The sequence below is a fragment of the Paenibacillus sp. GP183 genome, from assembly GCF_900104695.1.
GTDB lineage: Bacteria > Bacillota > Bacilli > Paenibacillales > NBRC-103111 > Paenibacillus_AI.
Window position 1 is genome coordinate 1989197 of record NZ_FNSW01000001.1, and the last position, 18464, is coordinate 2007660.

The following is an 18464-nucleotide window of genomic DNA, read 5'->3' on the forward strand; positions in this document are numbered from 1 at the left end:
GGCCTTTCACCGAACATCAATTAGCATGGCTTCGGCGATTATTAGAAAGTCTTCGGATCTGATCTCAAAATGGCCCGTGCGGAAAGTATACCCCCAATTTCGATTCCCGCGCGTGAAACTAAGCTGTTCCAATAGTTGGGCAATCTTCACTTCTTTACATGGTGAATACCGAACATTCCGACGGAATGGCACAAAGGAATCGGACATCCGATATTCATAAGTCCTGTCATCAGCAACCTGACCGATTGCGGTAAAGGCTTGCAACGGCTCCCCTTTCGATAAATCAGTACGAGGAGAATAGTAGATCAGCCAGTCTCCAGAATGCATCCTCTTCAAAGGTGCAGACTTGCCATGACAGAGTTGAGCAAACCCTCCTTGTACGCCCATCTTTACATGGGACGCGGAAACAACGCCGACCCAGTAGCGCCTGTGCTCGGGTATCCATTCAATCTGCATGATTCCACTCCTATACGTATTCCAGTATTTATACCTTAATTTCTAATTCCTTTTTCAAACGTTCCTTCTGTAACAAATGGTGACGGTAGTGCATCTCAATGAGCATAAACCATTCTTTAGCATTTAACGCACCTAATCGAGGATGAGAGACTGTATTTTGCAAAGGTGCATTCTCAATGGTTGGTTCGATCTCTTTCATTTTTTGCATTACAACGTTCAGTCCTTGGACCAGCTGATCTTTACTTTCAGGCTGCCCAGGTGTGTATTGCGGTGAAGGCGGGACATGAACACGCACAGACGGAAAGCTTCCTTGATCAAATATGGCTTGTCCCGCCTCTGTTTTTTCACCTTGGGAAACAATGGAATCCTTACTTCGTGTCATACAAAGATCAATGTTACGAAGATGCATGTAAAGAGTAGCGTTAATCAAATGCAGATACATTTGTCCAATCGACCATTCGTTTTCACTCGGCTGACGCTTCAACTGCTCCATACTAAAACCATTTAATTCTTCAATATAATGATTCTTGACTTCTTCAAATCGCTGCAATGCTTCGGTTGTATTCATAGGCTTTAACCAGCTCCTTTTCATCATCTGGTCTTACTATACAAAAACGCTACTGACAACAGTATGTCAGTAGCGTTTAAACATTTTTTCGGCTTCTTCACGAACCCGATTTCGCAGCGATTCCGGCTCTAACACCACAACATCCGCTCCCCAGCCGAGCACCCAGCGCAGTAATTCCTCAGGCTGACGGACTCGAAATGTCATATACAAGCCATCCTCATGATCCTCGAAAGCTTCCATGTAAAAACTGTTCGATTCCTTAACTTTATACGCAATATCCGGGTCTGCTTGAATACGCACAAGTACATGTCGGTCTTCAGCAGGCCTGTGATCCTGCAAATTAAAATCAGGCGGAAACATGAATCGGTCTTCCTGTACCGTCAGGTCACTCATTCGAGACAATCGGAAATGGCGAAGTTCCTGCCGCAATTCACAATGCGCAATCAATATCCATGAACCATGAACAAGTACAAGTCCATAAGGGGCAGCAGTACGAACGCTATGACGATTCCCATTGGCTTCAGGCCTGTTTTTCGAGTAATGAAACCTTACCTTCCGCTCCTCCAATGTGGCTTGACGCAAGGTTTCTATGTTTTCTTTCTCTAGTCCACCAATTTGTCCATCAGCATCGATCAGTCTGATGGTCGAGCGCACACGAGATGTCTCTCTGCGAACACTCTCTGGTAAGATGGCTTCGATTTTTCTTTTTGAGCTTTGCGCCTTTGCGCCATATTCCCTATCAAATTTTTGTTCTACAAAGTCCGTGCCAATCAATAACGCCACAGCTTCCTCCACAGTGAAGCTAACCGGCGGCAAGAAGTACCCCTCCATCAAGGAATATCCTAATCCCGGAGCACCTGCAATCGGAACTCCCGCCTCGCTAAGAGCTTGAATATCCCGATAAATAGTCCTCGTACTCGTTTCAAATTTAGCCGCCAGATCCTCAGCTCTTAAAACCCCTTTGCGCTGCAGTTCAAGCACGATGGCTAACAAACGGTCTGTTTTGTTCATTCCTGCTGCATACCTTTCTGATTAGATTTTATCTTAATGTACCATTAAAAAAATCGATAGGCTAACTTAGAACGGTTTCAAGACCATAAGTATGATAATTAGAAATGTAAGTACATGAACGGTCCCTTCTAGTGGGGTTATTCTTTTCATGGAATCCGCAAAACCAGAAGGGATCTGATCACCTTCATTTGACATGACTAGTTGTGTAACCTTCTTCATTTGAGGTTCTACAAAACCAATAATAATGACTTCAATGATAACAAAGAGAAGTAAAGAGAGATTAAGCCACATCAATGAAAATCCTGTTTTGCTTACAATCATCAATAAAATGCCTGTTATAAGTAAAGTAATGCCGCCGATTTTAGGGAAATTATTGACCTTTTTAATTAAACCGAAAACAAACCGCAGTTGACTTCCTGTCTTGGCAGATTTTCCGAGTACAGGCAATATAAATGCCGGACCGATACCAACAATTGCAGCTAACACATGCAAGACCACCAAAATACCTAAGAAAATAGACATACCAAAAACCTCCTTGGAAATAATTACTTGTAAAGTATATACTACAAATGAACGATGCAATAGAAAATAATTTCCATTTTAAAATTTCACGGAATTGTTTCGATCATGTCGGTATTGCCGGGCTACACAACATTCCCTGATTGACATGAACAAAATTGCAGAGTCATAATGGAGGCATACATTGAAAATTGGATATTAAACACCATAATTGTCTAACTAACTTTTGTAAGGAGGTGTATTTCGATGGCCGAGCAATCCAGCAAGAACAGCAGCTGTGAAGAAACAGCCGACTCCAGCATCTGCGAAGTGCTGCAAATTCTAGGTGCCAAGTGGGCTTTCCTCGTTCTTGAAGAACTGCTTAAGGGACCACAGCGTTTCAATCGGCTTCAGCGGAATATATCCATCGTCAAGACCCAGTCCCTCACAGATACACTCCGCCACCTGGAGAAGAATGGTCTCGTGCTCCGCAAGGTTTTTCCAACTGTCCCCGTAACGGTTGAATACTCACTGACGGAGAAGGGCAGTGATTTTCAAGCGGCTTTAATGGAAATGGATAAATGGGTGCAAAAGTGGGGCAATCCTAGGCTGGCCGTCGAATCTGTCGGCAAATCATCATAATCCTAAAATGCAGCAGCTTTTCAACCGCTAAGAGAATCATCACTTAGTGGTTTTTTTGTCATGAAATATTACTTACTTAAAGTTAGTTAATCCAAATGAATTGATTATATCCATATATTTTGCGTTCTTACTTTATGAAAGGAACTCAAATATAATCCAATTAGCACCTGCAGGACGCGGCTAAGTGCCTGAAAAATCCCAAAGGCTTCACGGACATCAAGCTATGAGGGTGGAATACAAGTAAGAAAGGATTTGTTTCGTATGAATCGTATAGCGATCTATATTCTAATGATAGCCGTCTTCTTCACCGCTACATCCGAATTGGTTGTGGCCGGCATACTGAATGTGTTGGCCGAACAGATTCATGTCTCCGTTGCTCTAGCCGGGCAGCTCATAACCGTCTATTCGCTCGCATTCGCGATTGGAACTCCGATAGTCGTATCGTCGACGGCGCGAATGGGTCGAAAGAAGCTGCTGCTCCTCGCCATGCTTGGCTTCATCATCGGCAATCTCATCTCTTTCTTCAGCTCCAGCTTCACCCTGCTGATTGCATCCTGAATGATACTGGGTTTAAGCTCCGGCGTTTTGCTGGAAGCCGCTTTCAGCGCCGCTGCCAAGATGGTCCCTCTTGAGAAAATCGGCAGCGCCATCGGCACGATCATTCTCGGCTTCAGCAGCGCCCTGATTCTTGGGGTACCTATCGGAATTGCGCTGACCCATATGTTCGGCTGGCAGATGATCTTCCTCTTCCTGGCTGCCGGCAGCCTCATCATCCTGATCGACATGGCACTTATGCTGCCGGAGATCGAAGGAGACACTCCCGTTCCGTTCAGTCGACAATTCATCGTGCTTGCGAATCCGGTCATTCTGTCCGCTTTGCTGCTTGTCCTGTTCAGAGAAGCCGGCAACTCCGTCATGTTCACCTATTTAACTTCTTTTCTGGACATTGCACTCTTATTCCTTATGGGTTATGTCCATGTTCATTATGGGTCCGTCTACTCAGACCTACTTCATCGAGAAGGCTCCACACTCAGCCAATCTCATCATCAGCCTGAACACTTCAGTCACTCAGGTGGGTCTAGCGGTTGGCGCTGGCTTGGGCGGCATGACAGTTACATTGAACGCGACTGTCTTGTTCAATCCATGGGTCGCGAGCGCAGCACATTTTCTAGCTTTCATTGCAGCAATTGTATCTTTCCAGATGAGCAGAAGGATGCAGACCGTTACAGCGTAAACGAGAATACAATCATTAGCCGCGGAACCTTTTCATCAGTCTATCGATCAGAGTCCTCTTTTTCTTCAAAATTTCAAAAGGCCGCATCATCTCGTAATCTTCATGCTCGAGCATGTGACAATGCCAAACAAAACGGCCGGTAAAAGGCTCGAATTTCGCGATAAAAGAGGTAACATTACTAGCGGGAGCACGAATCGTATCTTTAAATCCTCTTTCATTAGGATCAGGAGGAGTTGCCTGTCCTGTAAATTTAAGTTGACCTGTGGCTGTGAAATGAGCAACGTCAAAAGGCTGACGTTCAAGAATTTGCATGTCAACGATATGTAGATGAATAGGGTGGTCATCCGTTGACAGATTGATTAACCGCCATATCTCAACCGCTCCTAACTCCATATTCTCGGATATACGATCAATCCACATTTTACTGTCCAGTAAATTTAACGATCTTCCATACTCATCCTCCACCCTGACGAGCGTGAGATCTCTTGTCCTTCTTGCCATATCTCTTGAAAGAAAATCAATTTTCCTTAAATGTTCGGGTAGGGAACTGGTATCTTTGCCCTTTAAAGGTACGGTTACTCTGAATTGCATCACATTTGTGGTTTCCGGAGAAGCGCCCTTGAAGGTATTTTTAAGAACAATCGACTTGCCGAATGATCCGGAAAAATCGACGATCACATCTGCACGTTCGGTGGTTAACAGGAGGATCTCATTCATTTTAACTGGTTTTTCCAGTAATCCGCGATCGGTTCCAATTTGATAAAACGGCTGTCCGGAGTCCAGTTTGAATGTAATGGCTCGACTATTGGAGGCGTTTAAAATGCGAAACCTGTATTTCCTAGGTTCCACTTCCATATATGGCCATACTTTCCCGTTGACCAAAATCGTGTCTGCGTCAAAAGGTGTGACAATCGAGGGGTAAGGAAGACGAGTGTTTTTTCTATCCGGCGTACTAGGGTAATAGAGAGATCCGTCCGGGTTAAACGAGCGATCCTGAACTAAAAGCGGGATTTCATAGTTTCCCATCGGCAAATTCAGGGACTGTTCTTGCTTGTCACGAATGATAAAAAATCCTGCCAGTCCCGCATACATGTTCAATCTCGTTATTCCCATAGTGTGATCATGATACCATAAAGGAGCGGCTTCAAGGTTCGGGTACTCATATACTTCATTTTCAAATAAAGGCCCTGTTTGTTCGAAATTTCTCGTAAACCAAGCTTCAGGGTAACCATCACTTTGGGGTGGCTGTTTACCTCCGTGCAAATGAACTACAGTCCTAACCTCCGGAAGATTTTTTTCCGCACCATGAATGGTCGTATCGATGGGGAGAAAATGCTTGGCGGGCAGATCATTCATCCATTTGACATATGCCGTTTCATCCTTCATCACATCGAAAGTAGGGCCGGGGTACATTCCGTTGTAACCCCATAAGCGGGTTGGTCCGAGATCACGATGCAGCTGCCCAGTAAATTCCCTCATGGTCACTTCATAATACGAGCCTTGCCTGTCACGCTTGATCGGCGAAATTGTTTTGGGAATCGGCAGTTTATCAACGAATTTTTGCAATCTTACTTTTGCTGGCATCTGAGTCAGGACCTCCTCACGGTTAGTACCCTAAGAAAGCATATGATCGATAATTGTCCCATTATGTTTAATTGTGGATTTTTCCAAACCATCACTTAGTCAGAACCATTCATCATCTGGGTGAATAACCTACTGTTGTGAAACGAACGGAGGATGAGTATGTACCCGAAATATCCTTATTACGGCTATGAAACAAAATGCGAAAATAAACCCGTTACCTTTCCGCCGCAGCATCAGGAAAAACAACCGGGTCTGGAGTACTTAATGGTTCCAGCGCCTATATCAGACAATCCGCAATATGTTGGAAGCGGGAAATTAGAGGGCAAGGTCGCCATCATTAATGGGGGAGACAGCGGAATCGGGAGAGCCGTGGCGATCGGCTTTGCCAAAGAGGGAGCGGATGTAGTCATCCCCTACCTTTACGAGCATGAAGACGCCAATGCGACAGCGGAAATGGTATCGCGCTATGGCCGCCGCTGCCTTCCGATTTCCGGGGACTTAAGAGACGAGGCATTCTCCTATGAAGTCGTGCAAAAAACGTTGGAATGCTTCGGAAAAATCGATGTTCTGGTGTTGAATCAAGGTGTTCAATTTCCCCAAGAGAGCATCTTGAATATCAGTACCCAGCAGCTCTTGGATACTTTCCGCACGAATATTTTCCCGCTTTTCTTTATGACCAAAGCCGCGCTCCCCCATTTGCAGCCAGGAAGCTCGATCATCAGCACGGCATCTGTTACGGCATACGCGGGGGCACCACTACTTATAGATTACTCATCCACCAAAGGTGCAATCGTATCATTTACCCGTTCACTGTCGCTTCAGCTGGTGAAACAAGGGATCCGGGTGAATGCTGTTGCTCCGGGTCCGATCTGGACCCCGCTCATCGTTTCCAGCTATACCGCCGAATACGTTAAAACATTCGGTTTAGAGTCGCCGATGCGGCGTGCAGGTCAGCCGTTCGAGCTTGCTCCGACATACATCTACCTGGCATCGGATGATTCTTCTTATGTTACAGGACAGGTGCTGCACGTAAACGGCGGCATTATGACCGAAACCTGATAATGGCCGATCATGCAATTAGATTGGAAGCATAATTTGAACTATGGTTCAAATCATGCACTTAGATAGGCAGCATAATTTGAACTATGGTACCTTCACCTAAGACACTGTTCACTTTAATCTGTCCTCCATGGGCCTTCACAATCCATCCCGCTATAGATAGTCCAAGACCCACACCTCCCTGAGCACGGGACCTTCCAGAATTGACGCGGTAAAACCTTTCAAAAATATACGGGATTTTTTCCTGCGGTATCCCGATGCCTGTATCGAAAATCTGCAGGACAGCGTTTTTTTCATTTTTTAGTAGACTGACTTTGATCTCACCCGTGGATTTATTATATTTGATAGCGTTATCGATTAAAATATAAAGCAGCTGTTTAATCCGTTCTTTGTCCCCATAATATAAAAGTTCATCAGTCGATGATGTATAAGATATAGGGATTTCAATTTTGGCTGACAAGAGTTTGAATTTCTCTACTGAAGAAGCCACCAATTCCCTTAAATCAAAGTACTCCTGCATGATCTCGAGCCGCCCCGAATCGCTTCTGGCCAAGGTTAACAATCCTGTGAGCATTTGGGTCGTTCGTGTTAATTCCTCCTTCATGTCGGCCAATACTTTTTGATGAAAAGGGGAAAGATGGTTTTGCTCTTCTTCTATAATCTCAATAGACGCTTGCATGATACTCAGCGGAGTGCGCAATTCATGGGAGGCATCCGAGACAAAATCCTGCTGTCGTTGATAGGCCCTTTGAATGGGAATCATTGCCCTCTTGGAAAACCAATATCCCACACCGATAGATACAATAAGCAGTAAAACGGCAAACAAGGTGAGCAGCCATTTCATCTGGCTCAGTAAAGTTACGTTTTCCGTTACTTCCATACCCATATAAAGTACGGTGTTATTGGGACTTTCAATGCTAAATAATTTAAACGCTCTGCCCCCTTGTAATGTGAATGTTGTATACTGTGGAGAGTTACTTGCAATTTGCTGTTCCTTGAATGTCGATTTAAAAAAAGCTAATAAGGTCTCGTCCCGCAAAGAATGAAACATTACATCCCCATTATCTGAGGTCAATACGAAAAATTGATTGAGCGGCATGAAATTATAGTTAATATAAGTCGCGTTAACTGTTTTTTCATCCGTCCCGTTGGAGGGCATTTTGCTCTTCCATTCATTCAGAATACGTTGTGAGGTAAGGTTGAGCTGCTTTTCCTCAGATTTCGCAATGGTGCTGGACAGAAGGAAATAAAATAATAAAAGCATAATTAAAAGAATGCACACGATCAAGCTGCTGTACATGACAATAAGCTTCAACCTTGTTTTCTCAAACATTGGGCATCTCCTTCATGCCGATGCTGTACCCGATACCTCGATAACTGTGAATATATTTTTCTGGATAAGGGGCATCGACCTTTTTACGCAGCAATTTGATGGTCGCATCCACTGTGTTTGGCGTTACATCTGCGGTTCCCCATACGCCATTCATAATCTGTTCTCTGGAAAAAATTTGTCCGGGACGATTCAACAAATATTCGAGAAGCTGAAATTCTCTCCGGGTCAATTGTATCGCATCATCTCCCCTGGTTACTTTATGGGTATTCATGATGAGGGTCAATTCACCGAATTGCAGCGTATCGTCATTCCAATTCGTATCTTTGCGTCTGTTTAAAGCCTCGATGCGGGCAGTCAATTCTTCAAAAGCAAACGGTTTGATCAAATAATCATCTGCGCCATGCTTCAGGCCGTTCACACGATCCGTAACGGCATCTTTGGCCGTAAGCATCAAAATGGGAGTGTTATCATTTTGCTTGCGAAGAAGTTCGCACAGCTCCAAGCCGGTTCGATCCGGCAGCATCCAGTCCAGTACATAAATATCATATTGGCCATGAGAGATATAAGACTCAGCCGTTTCAACGTCGGTTACCCAGTCTGTCGTGTGAAATTGTTGTCTAAGCATATATTCAATAAGAGGTCCAAGTCTCTCATCATCTTCAACGAGTAAAATTTTCATCAAGTAATCCTCCGATATACATAAGGTTTGGATAGAAGATTTTTTATTATAGCAATACAAGATGAAAAGAAAATAAGAAAGATTTAAACCGCATTTAACTTCATAAAAATAGCCCCCTTGTCAAAGGGGGCTCCATGTAAAAGCGGGCCGAATGTTTAAATTGTCAGTTAATTAATTTTCACTGCCGCCATCATTATTATCAGCCTGCAATACAGCTCCGGTTTTAGCGTCGACTTTTACGTCTGAACCTTTACCGTTCGCATCTACGATTTGAACTCCATACACAACAGTGCCGTTGTTGTCTTCCAATTCCACTGATTTCACAGTGCCGCTAACTTGTTTCAATGCGATGTCGGTAGCCTGCTGTTGTGTCAATGTTGCCGCTTGCTGCAATTTGGCTTGCTCATTAGGATCTACGGCTTCCGGAGCTCCTTTAGCCTCGGCAGCTCCTTTAACTTCAGGAGCCCCTTTAACTTCAGGCGCTTCTGTAGCATCAGGTGTAGTTGTGTCCTCAAAATTAGTTGTATCTTGATCTTGAACCGCAGCTGGTGCAGTAACTGAAGCCGTTGGAGCTGCTGGAGTTATTGATGCCGCATATGCGCTGATCGGAATGATCGCAGCAAATATAGCAGTTGCACCTAAAAGTTTAATTGATTTTTTCATTGTTATTTCCTCCTGATACTTATGGATTTTACCTGTCGATTTTTTCCGTGGGCCCTCGGATACAATCTTCAAGTAATTCATATTCTACAGATACACTATGAAATTAGCATGAAAAATGTGGGACAAATATTGTCAGCTATGTGAATTGGCAAAATGCTTCTTCTCGCTTCACCAACTCTCTTAATAATTCAGTCGATCCTCAGTTTGTTTTCAGTAATTATTCAGCTACTCGGATTATAATGGATATCATCTGGAAGTTTCGATTAGGGGGCACTCAAATGAAAGCTGGAAAAGGTATCAAAATCATGCTGGTCGATGACGAGCCGCATATCCTGCAATTTTTGGAGCTGGGGCTGGTTAATGAAGGCTTTGATGTGAAAACAGCTCCAGATGGAATGAGAGCCATAAATCTTGCGAATGAGTTCCAGCCGCATATTGTCGTATTGGATGTCATGATGCCGGGAATGAGCGGGTTTGAAGTTTGTCGGATGCTGAAAAAAGATCCATTGCAGTTATCTATCATCATGCTCACGGCAAGAGATGATGTCGAGGATCGCGTGAAAGGTTTGACCTTGGGTGCTGATGATTACTTGGTAAAACCATTCAGCTTTGAAGAACTGCTGGCACGGATTGGGGCTAGGCTGCGCAATCAGTTTCCGAGTTTAACCGGTGAAGCTATGGGACCTTTTCGAATTGATGACCTCAGAAAAGAGATTAATTATTTGGATCAGGTGTTGGAGCTGTCTCCAACCGAATACGAACTGCTCAAATTCCTGGTGATCAATCACGGTATTGTCATGAGCAAGTCAAGGATCCTGGAAAAGGTATGGGGTTATGATTTTGGCGGGGAAGAAAATATTGTGGAAGTATACATCCGATCCTTGAGGGAAAAATTAGAGGACAAGGAACACCGCTTGATTCGAACGGTTCGAGGCGCAGGATACAGGGTTGATTTCTCATGAAAAATCGTGCAGGCCATTGGATTCACTTTATCGCGCCACGCTCGCTCCGTTTCCAGCTCCTATCCCGCTCGTTGTTCATATTGGCAGCTCTTCTATTGCTTGTTGGCGCGCTTCAATATGTCTTAATGAAAGATTTTTTATATAAAAATCAAGCTGAAGGGATGCAATTGCAAGTGGGGAGGCTGCCTAGGGAACTATTGGATCGATCCGGCCTAACGCCTGCACCGCAGATTGATAATAACGCAAATACCGGTCATCTTAAGGGACCGCTTGTATTCTTTCCTGATACATCGCTTGGCTACATTAGTCCGGACGGAAGCTTCAACGATCTGTCGCAGGGAAATGGAATGACGTCTCCGGAGCTGACAAAGGAAGAGTATGCTTCTATTCAAAAACTAATAGAAAACCGCCAGATGGTCGGCTATCGACTGGTTCGCGACAAGACAGGGACTGAGCAATTAATCGTATTTCGGCATGCTGACGCACCAGGCAAAGGCGGAATCATTCAGATGGGCAGATCCACGGTTCCATTACAAGATGTTATGATGCGGCAATTACTGATTTATGGCGTTCTGTTTATTCTTGCATTGTCGGGGGGTATAGCGCTATATATACCTGTTCTTCGCCGGACGCTAAATCCGCTCGATAAGATGGTCAAGGCCGTCGAGCGAACGAATGTAGGCAATTTGGATGAACAATTTCCAGATGTACAAGGGCAGCTCGAGATTGACCGACTGGCCAACTCGTTTAACGGCATGCTTGAGCGGATCCACATTTCTTTCGAAGCCGAACGTGAGGCGAAGGAACAAATGCGGCGGTTCATAGCCGATGCTTCCCATGAGCTGCGAACACCTCTAACCTCAATTCACGGCTTCCTGGAGGTTCTGCTGCGCGGAGCTGCCGAAAAGCCTCAACAGCTCCACGCTTCCTTAAACAGCATGCTGGGCGAATCCACCCGTATCAAGAAATTGGTTGAAGACCTGCTGATGCTGGCCAAGCTTGACCGGGCTCCCCAGTTGAATCTGAAAGAAACCCGACTGGATATGCTGATCCTGGAGATGGAACCCCAACTTCGCATGCTGGCCGGAACTCGAAAAGTGGATTTCGATCTTACCGCTGATGTTAAGGGATTATACGACCCGGACAAAATCAAACAAATCATTCTGAATCTGTTTCAGAATGCTGTGCAGCATACGGATCCGGAAAATAGTTTGATCAAGGTGATTTTGACCCAAGACCGAAAGCGAGCGGTACTTCAAGTAAAGGATAACGGACCAGGCATTCCAGAAGAGCACCTTCCTCATGTATTTGAGCGCTTTTATCGGAGCGAGTCCTCGAGAACGCGTAAACATGGCGGTGCAGGTTTGGGGCTTGCCATTACCCAATCTCTTGTAGAAGCTCATGACGGCAGCATCAGCGTCCAAAGCAAACCAGGCGAAGGCTGTACGTTCCAGGTGCTGCTGCCAGCCGTTTAAATTCATCATTAACCGATGCAGCCAAAGGCTGGATCGGTTTTTTTTGCTTTCAGCAATTGTTCAGTTAACTTTAATGTGCCTATCAGCTAAACCTAAGGTGTATTTCAGTTATGAAACTTATACTTTTACATAGAAGCACAAAGTCCTTAATAACAAAATTAGAAAGAAAGGTGGCAATTCCTTATGACAGAAGAATTCAAAGAAATAGTCAATCATGATGCGAGTCAGGTCATAGAAATTTCACAGAATCCCCAAAGAACATCAATTAGTAAAATCTTTACATCCTTCATGGCTGGAGCTGTGATCGTTGGAAGCTTGATGTTTACTTCCGATAAACTCAATTTATTTAGCGGTGGAACCAGCGGTCTGCTTTCATCCAACGCTTCCAATGTCACATCCGCTGCAAATGGAAGCGTACAGACTGCCTCGCTTAACAATTCGGGGACAAACAGCATAACCCAAATTGCCAAACAGGCCAGCCCGGCCGTAGTCAAGATTGAGACAAAAGCGAAAACAACAAATAGACAAAGCAGCAGTCTGCAGACTAGCGGGATTGGATCCGGATTTATATTCGACGCCTCAGGATATATTCTGACTAATGAGCACGTCATTAATGGAGCCGATGAGATCGACGTTTATGTACAAGGCTATGACCAACCATTTAAGGCTACATTGCTTGGCAGCAGCTATAGTCTTGACTTGGCAGTGCTTAAAATTGTGAATGACAAACCATTCCCGGCCCTGCCAATCGGTAATTCAGACAATGCTCAGGTCGGAGATTGGGTCGTTGCCATTGGAAATCCTTATGACTTCGACTATTCGGTAACGGCCGGGGTCCTGAGCGCCAAAGAGCGTACGATTAGTATTGATGACAAGCAAGGTGTTAAAAATTATCAACATTTGATCCAGACGGATACCGCAATCAATCCCGGTAATTCCGGAGGTCCCCTGTTAAACTTAAATGGTGAGGTGATTGGCATCAACACAGCCATAAATGCAAATGCACAAGGCATGGGCTTCGCCGTTCCCACCACAACCATTAATTCAGTTTTGGATAAATTGAAAAATAACCAAACAATCGCTTAATGGATGACCAATTTAAGTTTTCTTTCAGCCAGCATTTACCGCCCATTCATCTTATGCTCAGGTGCTTTTAAGAGAAAGCTCTTATACTTTAATTTGTAAGGCACTTTCGATGGAAGGGGGGTGAGCGTATGATTAGTATCTAATGAACACTTCCGGTTGGATGCCAGCCTGTTTAATTGGACAAGTCTAAAGGAGTGATAGAGAGATATGGAAAAGCGCAGAATATGGAATGTCTTCCTTACTTTGCTCGGAATGGGGATTCTCGGCTCCCTAATGTTAAAGTTTATCGGTTCACATGAAAATGAAAGAAACACATTTATTAACGGGGACGAGCGCATGGGCTCCTTCCACGGCAGAATGATGGAAGTTCATGGCCATTCCAATTATCATCACAGCTTTGAGCTTCTGCCTATTATGTTCATGTTGGCCATTTTGTTCATAGTCGTCTGGTTGATTTACCGCAGATTTAAAAGGCATCAAACCGATTTTATTGACAAAAGCTCCTACATCGGAGAAATTCCAAAGACTGCCTCGTTCAGCAGCAAGGCGGATTATTTAGATGAGTGGGAGAAAAACATAAAAACGGAGGATAAAGAAAATGGGAATTTTAAAAAGAATTAAACATATAGCCGTAGCGGACGTTCACAATTTTTTGGATACCTTTGAGGATCCAGTCAGTATGGTCAAACAATATTTACGTGATTTGGAAGAACAGTTTGGTAAAGCCCAGCAAGCATTGTCCAATCAACTGATCATTGAAAAAAGATACGAATCGCTCATTTCTCATGAGGAGGAGGCTGTCGCAAAAAGAACCCGTCAGGCTAATCTTGCTGTAGACCATGGTGAGGAAGCTATCGCACTCTTGGCGCTTCAGGAAAAGATCAACCACGAAGACAGGCTTCTTATTTATCGAGAGCAACAACAGGCGGTAAAACAGCAAACGGAACAATTAACAGAAGATTTAAAACGTTTAGCTGAACTCTACAATGATCTTGAACATAGAAAGCAGTATTTACTATCCAGAGCAAATGCGGCTAAAGCCATTCAACATATAAATACAGCTCTTCATCCATTTCATATAAACCCCATTGAAAGAGGTTTTGCAAGGATGGAGGAAAAGATCTGGCACATGGATACAGGAGCACAAGTTGGCCGGCAGGCAAACCGGATTTTGCACGAAGCTTCAATGGTCAAAGCTCAGGAACGGATCAGCGAAAGTGCAAAAAGAGAACTAGAAAAGCTAAAATCTGAAAGAAACCAAGCATGATTCTTTTATACCAAATGGCTGTCCCAAACCATGAAAATGGCTGTGGGACAGCCTCTTTTGTTTATAATAGAATAAAGGTGTAATTGGCGGTGGCGTCCAGGCGAAGATTGGATTGCTTTAGTTTTAAGACGCATAATGAGACTGTCGATTAAAGAGCCCGTTTTGATGTCGCTCATCCATTTTTTGCAACTTTCAAGGGTTTTCGGGTCACATTGAGCATGAATTGTCTGGTACTAGAATCCATTATTACTTTCAACTTCCGTCAACTTTGTGAAATCCTCAAACGTGGGCCTTGGGGGGATGGAATTTTCTTACGAACGAATCCCAAGTTAAGGGATCCATATTGTTTCACTATTTGCTTTATGTTAACGACGATGCTAACGATTTTTACATCCACTCGCCGCTTCTCCCGTGTCCGAAAACGAGTATGGCCGAGTCCGTTGTGGTTTTTCATCTCATGGTTTTTGCGTTCCACCGCAGATCTTGCGGCAAGTAACTGTTTGCCTTGTTCTGTCTCGTTGAATGCTTTGGCTTGCTGGAATTCTTCATAGTAGTCAGTAATAAAAGTGGTTCGGCCACTACGAACGCTGGTTGTGCATTTCGCTCGCAGAGGGCAGTCTGCGCAGGTCGCTTTGGCAAATTTGAATTGCCATCCTTCACCTTGGTCGATGCGGGCTGCACGCTGCGTCACTTGCCCTACAGGACAGGTTACGGATTTTGTTTGGAAATCGTAGTGGAACTGGTCATTTGTAAACAAACCGGTTTGGTTTTTCGCGACGTTTTTGAGTGGGGCTACAAGTAGCATCTTATCAGTTGCAAACGCCCGCCGGTTACGCCCGTATCCATAAGCAGAATCGGCTACAACGGCTTCTGGAGTTACCTGCTGGCGCTGACGAACCCTGTTCACAAGCTCCTGCAGACGTTCACCATCTGCCTCGTTTCCTGCAATAGGCTCTGCGTTCAACACGAGGCCGGTACTAGCGGAAGTGACGACTTGGACTTTATCGCCTAAGAATTTAAGGGTATTGGATTTTGCTCCCGTCCGTACTTCCGGATCCACCGCGCTAATAATGCGATCTTGAGGACGTTCTTTGCGATCCCGTTTTTTGTAAGGAGTTTGCGGATCGTTTGGGTCTTGAGGACAAACGTTTTCCGTCAAAATACGATACAGAAGCGCCTGAAGATCAAGTGAAGTCAATTGGCGCTCGCGATCGGACCACGACCAGAAGAGCGGACGAACCGTTTCACTTTCGAACCAATAAAGTAAGTTGTAGGCTTGAACCACAAGTCTGCTGAATCCGATCTCTAAATCATTGGGTGAAGGATTTGACGGAAGTTTGGCAGACAAGGCCTGCAAATCGGAGTCGGCTTGAAGCTGCCGAAAGAGAAAGGGATGCGCGCGCTTTAAGTGATTGAGTAACCGAAGGATGGCTTGTTTAATGAGTCGGTACGCGGACAATCTCACAACATGCCCATCTGTGTGGAACGAATCGACCAGCCAAATGTCTTTGTTGTCGCTCCATAAGTCTTTTTTCTTAGCTTGAGCCAGGATATGGTGATGGCATGCATCAAAGAGATCCGAGCCCATCCGTTCCCTATCGAGCCCGATGGTACTATGGTCAAAGCCAATAAAACGGACTGGCAGACCTAGGAATCGTTTAATGAACAGATCGCCAATAACCCGTTCCTCGAGTTGGCGATCAGACAAATTATAGTATCTCTGTACGATATGAAGTTTGAGTTTGAGGGAAGGTGCATAAGGTCTAGCTCCACGTGAAGCATACAACGGTGCACAGATCTGATCCGCAAAACTGAAGTCTAGAAGTTCCTCGGCACGGCTCCAAATGGGATGCTCCGGTAAAACGGAATAGACTTCAATATCAGCAAATGAGAGTTGATCAAACTGTTTATACTTCACATGTACCATGCTTTGCACCTCCAATATCCATGATTCTATTATATCATGAATAATGGAGCATCAATTAGAAAATAAAAGAAATAGATCGATTATATTGGTTTTTTAGAGAAATTATGAGTATCTACTGATCCGTAAGTTAAGGAATTAATCGACGGTCTCATAATACGTCTTAATCACTTGAAATTGAATTTTTTAATCCCAGTTAATTGCGTTCCCCAAAGAAAAGCCGACTCACTCGTTTAGAGAACTCCTCAATGCCAAAGCTTGCCGTATCCATCCGATTATACCAGTTCGTAATGGTTTCCAGCATCCATAAAGGTACCTGTACGCCGCAAATCAGAGGATAAAAATGTTTATACGACCAGACTAGGTGCTCCCATCGATTATCATTTCCCTCTATGATATATTCCGATACATCAAGAACTTTACCTCTTCCCTCTTGTAAGAGAATGTTTTTTAGATGAATATCCCTTGGGTTCAGCCCCTGTCTTCGGACAAACTCACGGGAATCCTCGACGTCTTGGATAGCTTGTTCTGGAACACGAACACCTTGCAGAAACAGTCATACAAGATAACTCCTTGTTCAAAACTTAAAACCAAATAGTTAGGTCCGGCTCCATAACATTGAGGGAAATACCGCGATCCTTTTAATCGTTCGTATATACCTGCCTCCAATTCCTTTTTCTTTAATGATTTATCGGAATACACTTTATAGGCGTAATTGGGGGTGTTCGGATAATAAAAGACCGCGGCATCCGTTCCAATACCGATACAGCGCAAATCATCTGCAAACCCGATGACGGAAACAGGTTTATTGTTTTCATGACCAACTACCTCAACGTCCTTCAATGCTCCCTCCGCTTGTTTCCAATCCGAAATCATGACCATCCTCTCCTAATTGTCAGTTCTATGTGAATAAGCATATGTTCGTCATACTCCAAAAAGAGTATTCCTAATCGATCCATTATGCAGCCTAAACCTGAAACAGACTTGAAAGCTGGCTGAGTGTTTACTGAACGTTAATCCAAAACGCAGCCCAATAAGTTCCATGCGAAAATCAACTCCGCTTTATAGGAGCCGAAATATCAATATAAACGTTGCCGCCTGCAATGATAGGTCGATAAATGTCCAAGGGACGCAGATGCAATCGGATCTCGTTTCCCTTTGTATCGAATTGAGCACCATGACACGGGCAGGAAAAAAGCAAATCGGACCGCGTTTTCTTTTCCGTCTCGGATGACGGGTTTATTGTACAGCCCAGGTGAGTGCACTCTGGTGAAAACACGATTAATTCACCAGCTTCGTCTTTGGTCACATACACAAAGCCTTTCGTAGGCTTCGTTACCCATGCATCCCGAATGACAGCTTCATAATCTATTTTTTCTACACCTTTAATAGTCTGGAACCAGTCGAGCTCTCCGAGCTTCACGACACTTTCCGGTATTTCCGCCGGATTCGCCATTACTCTTTTATGCTGTTGGAGGGAGCCGTAATAGAATAAACCCGTACTTCCTGCCAATATCCCTACAGCTCCCAGTGCCACCCTCCCTGATGTGCTCAGAAACTTCCTTCTGCTGATTTTTTGAGGCTGCCGATCTTTATCCATCACAATCACCTCTAAGGGAATTTAATAAATGATTTTTCCTGCAACTCAATTATCCTACATATTCCCATGTTAAAATTGCTTTTATTTTACAATTTCATGAACTGCTCAGACCTACCGCATGGTTTATAAACTTTCCCAAAATAAAAACGGCTGCCGAAGCAGCCGTTAGTCTACTATTTTCTCCATTAAGTTCCCGGTTATCCCATTAAGAAATGTAGAGCAACAATCGCGATCGAGGCATGGAATAAGATATCTAACCAAGCTTTATGCGATGCGTTGATTCTTTGAACCACAACATAAACAGATCGTACAATGATAATGATTAGAGCAATTTGGATAACAATAGTTGGAATCATACGTTTCCTCCTATAATTTCATATTGATATAATGTATTAGCCAGCAAGCTAAATCATTCCCAGGCCC

17 protein-coding genes and 2 pseudogenes are annotated in these 18464 nt (G+C 44.1%); 8 read left to right on the forward strand and 11 right to left on the reverse strand.

From position 1 onward, the window contains the following. Nucleotides 1-6: 6 nt before the first annotated feature. From BLV33_RS09925 to BLV33_RS09940, 4 genes are all read right to left on the reverse strand, one after another. Nucleotides 7-456 (reverse strand): EVE domain-containing protein, encoded by a 450-nt coding sequence (locus tag BLV33_RS09925; protein WP_090790567.1) that lies wholly within the window; start codon nucleotides 454-456, stop codon nucleotides 7-9. A gap of 28 nt (nucleotides 457-484) precedes the next feature. Continuing rightward, nucleotides 485-1024, reverse strand: a complete 540-nt coding sequence (locus BLV33_RS09930) for a DinB family protein (protein WP_090790569.1) — start codon at nucleotides 1022-1024, stop codon at nucleotides 485-487. A 66-nt stretch (nucleotides 1025-1090) separates the two neighbouring features. Continuing rightward, on the reverse strand, nucleotides 1091-2035 hold the full coding sequence (locus tag BLV33_RS09935) for a helix-turn-helix transcriptional regulator (RefSeq protein WP_090790571.1): 945 nt from the start codon (nucleotides 2033-2035) through the stop codon (nucleotides 1091-1093). A 66-nt stretch (nucleotides 2036-2101) separates the two neighbouring features. Beyond that, nucleotides 2102-2557 (reverse strand): DUF2269 family protein, encoded by a 456-nt coding sequence (locus BLV33_RS09940; RefSeq protein ID WP_090790573.1) that lies wholly within the window; start codon nucleotides 2555-2557, stop codon nucleotides 2102-2104. Nucleotides 2558-2800: 243 nt separating this feature from the next. Here BLV33_RS09940 and BLV33_RS09945 point away from each other — a divergent pair, with 243 nt between their 5' ends. After that, nucleotides 2801-3175, forward strand: coding sequence for a winged helix-turn-helix transcriptional regulator (locus tag BLV33_RS09945; protein ID WP_090790575.1), 375 nt, complete (start codon nucleotides 2801-2803; stop codon nucleotides 3173-3175). Between the two features lie 288 nt (nucleotides 3176-3463). Then, a pseudogene (locus BLV33_RS29930) lies at nucleotides 3464-4057 on the forward strand (MFS transporter); the annotation flags it as partial. 367 nt (nucleotides 4058-4424) lie between these two features. Here BLV33_RS29930 and BLV33_RS09955 read toward each other — a convergent pair. After that, nucleotides 4425-5993: a multicopper oxidase family protein gene (locus tag BLV33_RS09955; protein WP_090790576.1), complete on the reverse strand. Its 1569-nt coding sequence runs from the start codon at nucleotides 5991-5993 to the stop codon at nucleotides 4425-4427. Between the two features lie 159 nt (nucleotides 5994-6152). Between BLV33_RS09955 and BLV33_RS09960 the strand changes: the two genes are divergently transcribed. After that, the gene (locus BLV33_RS09960; RefSeq protein ID WP_090790578.1) at nucleotides 6153-7052 is read left to right on the forward strand and encodes an SDR family oxidoreductase; all 900 of its coding nucleotides are present in this window, start codon (nucleotides 6153-6155) and stop codon (nucleotides 7050-7052) included. Nucleotides 7053-7113: 61 nt separating this feature from the next. Here BLV33_RS09960 and BLV33_RS09965 read toward each other — a convergent pair whose 3' ends face one another. The 3 genes from BLV33_RS09965 to BLV33_RS09975 all read right to left on the reverse strand — a co-directional run bounded on the left by BLV33_RS09965 (nucleotide 7114) and on the right by BLV33_RS09975 (nucleotide 9727). After that, nucleotides 7114-8385: a sensor histidine kinase gene (locus BLV33_RS09965; RefSeq protein ID WP_090790580.1), complete on the reverse strand. Its 1272-nt coding sequence runs from the start codon at nucleotides 8383-8385 to the stop codon at nucleotides 7114-7116. Beyond that, nucleotides 8378-9064 (reverse strand): response regulator transcription factor, encoded by a 687-nt coding sequence (locus tag BLV33_RS09970; protein ID WP_090790582.1) that lies wholly within the window; start codon nucleotides 9062-9064, stop codon nucleotides 8378-8380. Before BLV33_RS09970 ends, BLV33_RS09965 begins: the two co-directional genes overlap by 8 nt. Before the next feature lie 171 nt (nucleotides 9065-9235). Further along, nucleotides 9236-9727 carry a PepSY domain-containing protein gene (locus tag BLV33_RS09975; protein WP_171909089.1) on the reverse strand — a complete coding sequence of 164 codons (492 nt, stop codon included), beginning with the start codon at nucleotides 9725-9727 and terminating at the stop codon, nucleotides 9236-9238. Between the two features lie 278 nt (nucleotides 9728-10005). On the opposite strand from BLV33_RS09975, the gene BLV33_RS09980 reads away from it, so the two are divergent. The 5 genes from BLV33_RS09980 (at nucleotide 10006) to BLV33_RS10000 (ending at nucleotide 14517) form a co-directional block, all read left to right on the forward strand. Continuing rightward, on the forward strand, nucleotides 10006-10689 hold the full coding sequence (locus tag BLV33_RS09980; protein ID WP_090790585.1) for a response regulator transcription factor: 684 nt from the start codon (nucleotides 10006-10008) through the stop codon (nucleotides 10687-10689). Further along, a complete protein-coding gene (locus BLV33_RS09985; RefSeq protein ID WP_090790587.1) occupies nucleotides 10686-12164 on the forward strand; it encodes a sensor histidine kinase in 1479 nt (492 codons plus the stop codon). Before BLV33_RS09980 ends, BLV33_RS09985 begins: the two co-directional genes overlap by 4 nt. A 183-nt stretch (nucleotides 12165-12347) precedes the next feature. Next, a complete protein-coding gene (locus BLV33_RS09990; protein WP_090790589.1) occupies nucleotides 12348-13250 on the forward strand; it encodes a S1C family serine protease in 903 nt (300 codons plus the stop codon). A gap of 207 nt (nucleotides 13251-13457) precedes the next feature. After that, complete coding sequence (locus tag BLV33_RS09995; protein ID WP_090790591.1) at nucleotides 13458-13871, forward strand: hypothetical protein; 414 nt, start codon at nucleotides 13458-13460, stop codon at nucleotides 13869-13871. After that, entirely contained in the window at nucleotides 13849-14517 is a 669-nt protein-coding gene (locus BLV33_RS10000; RefSeq protein ID WP_090790593.1) for a PspA/IM30 family protein, read from the forward strand. The genes BLV33_RS09995 and BLV33_RS10000 overlap by 23 nt, the downstream gene beginning before the upstream one ends. Before the next feature lie 262 nt (nucleotides 14518-14779). On the opposite strand, the gene BLV33_RS10005 is transcribed toward BLV33_RS10000, so the two are convergent. The 3 genes and pseudogenes from BLV33_RS10005 to BLV33_RS10015 form a co-directional block, all read right to left on the reverse strand. Beyond that, entirely contained in the window at nucleotides 14780-16444 is a 1665-nt protein-coding gene (locus tag BLV33_RS10005) for a transposase (RefSeq protein WP_090790595.1), read from the reverse strand. A gap of 193 nt (nucleotides 16445-16637) precedes the next feature. Further along, a pseudogene (locus tag BLV33_RS10010) lies at nucleotides 16638-17317 on the reverse strand (serine/threonine protein kinase). Nucleotides 17318-17492: 175 nt separating this feature from the next. Beyond that, nucleotides 17493-18041, reverse strand: coding sequence for a Rieske (2Fe-2S) protein (locus tag BLV33_RS10015; RefSeq protein ID WP_090790597.1), 549 nt, complete (start codon nucleotides 18039-18041; stop codon nucleotides 17493-17495). Nucleotides 18042-18464: the final 423 nt, after the last annotated feature.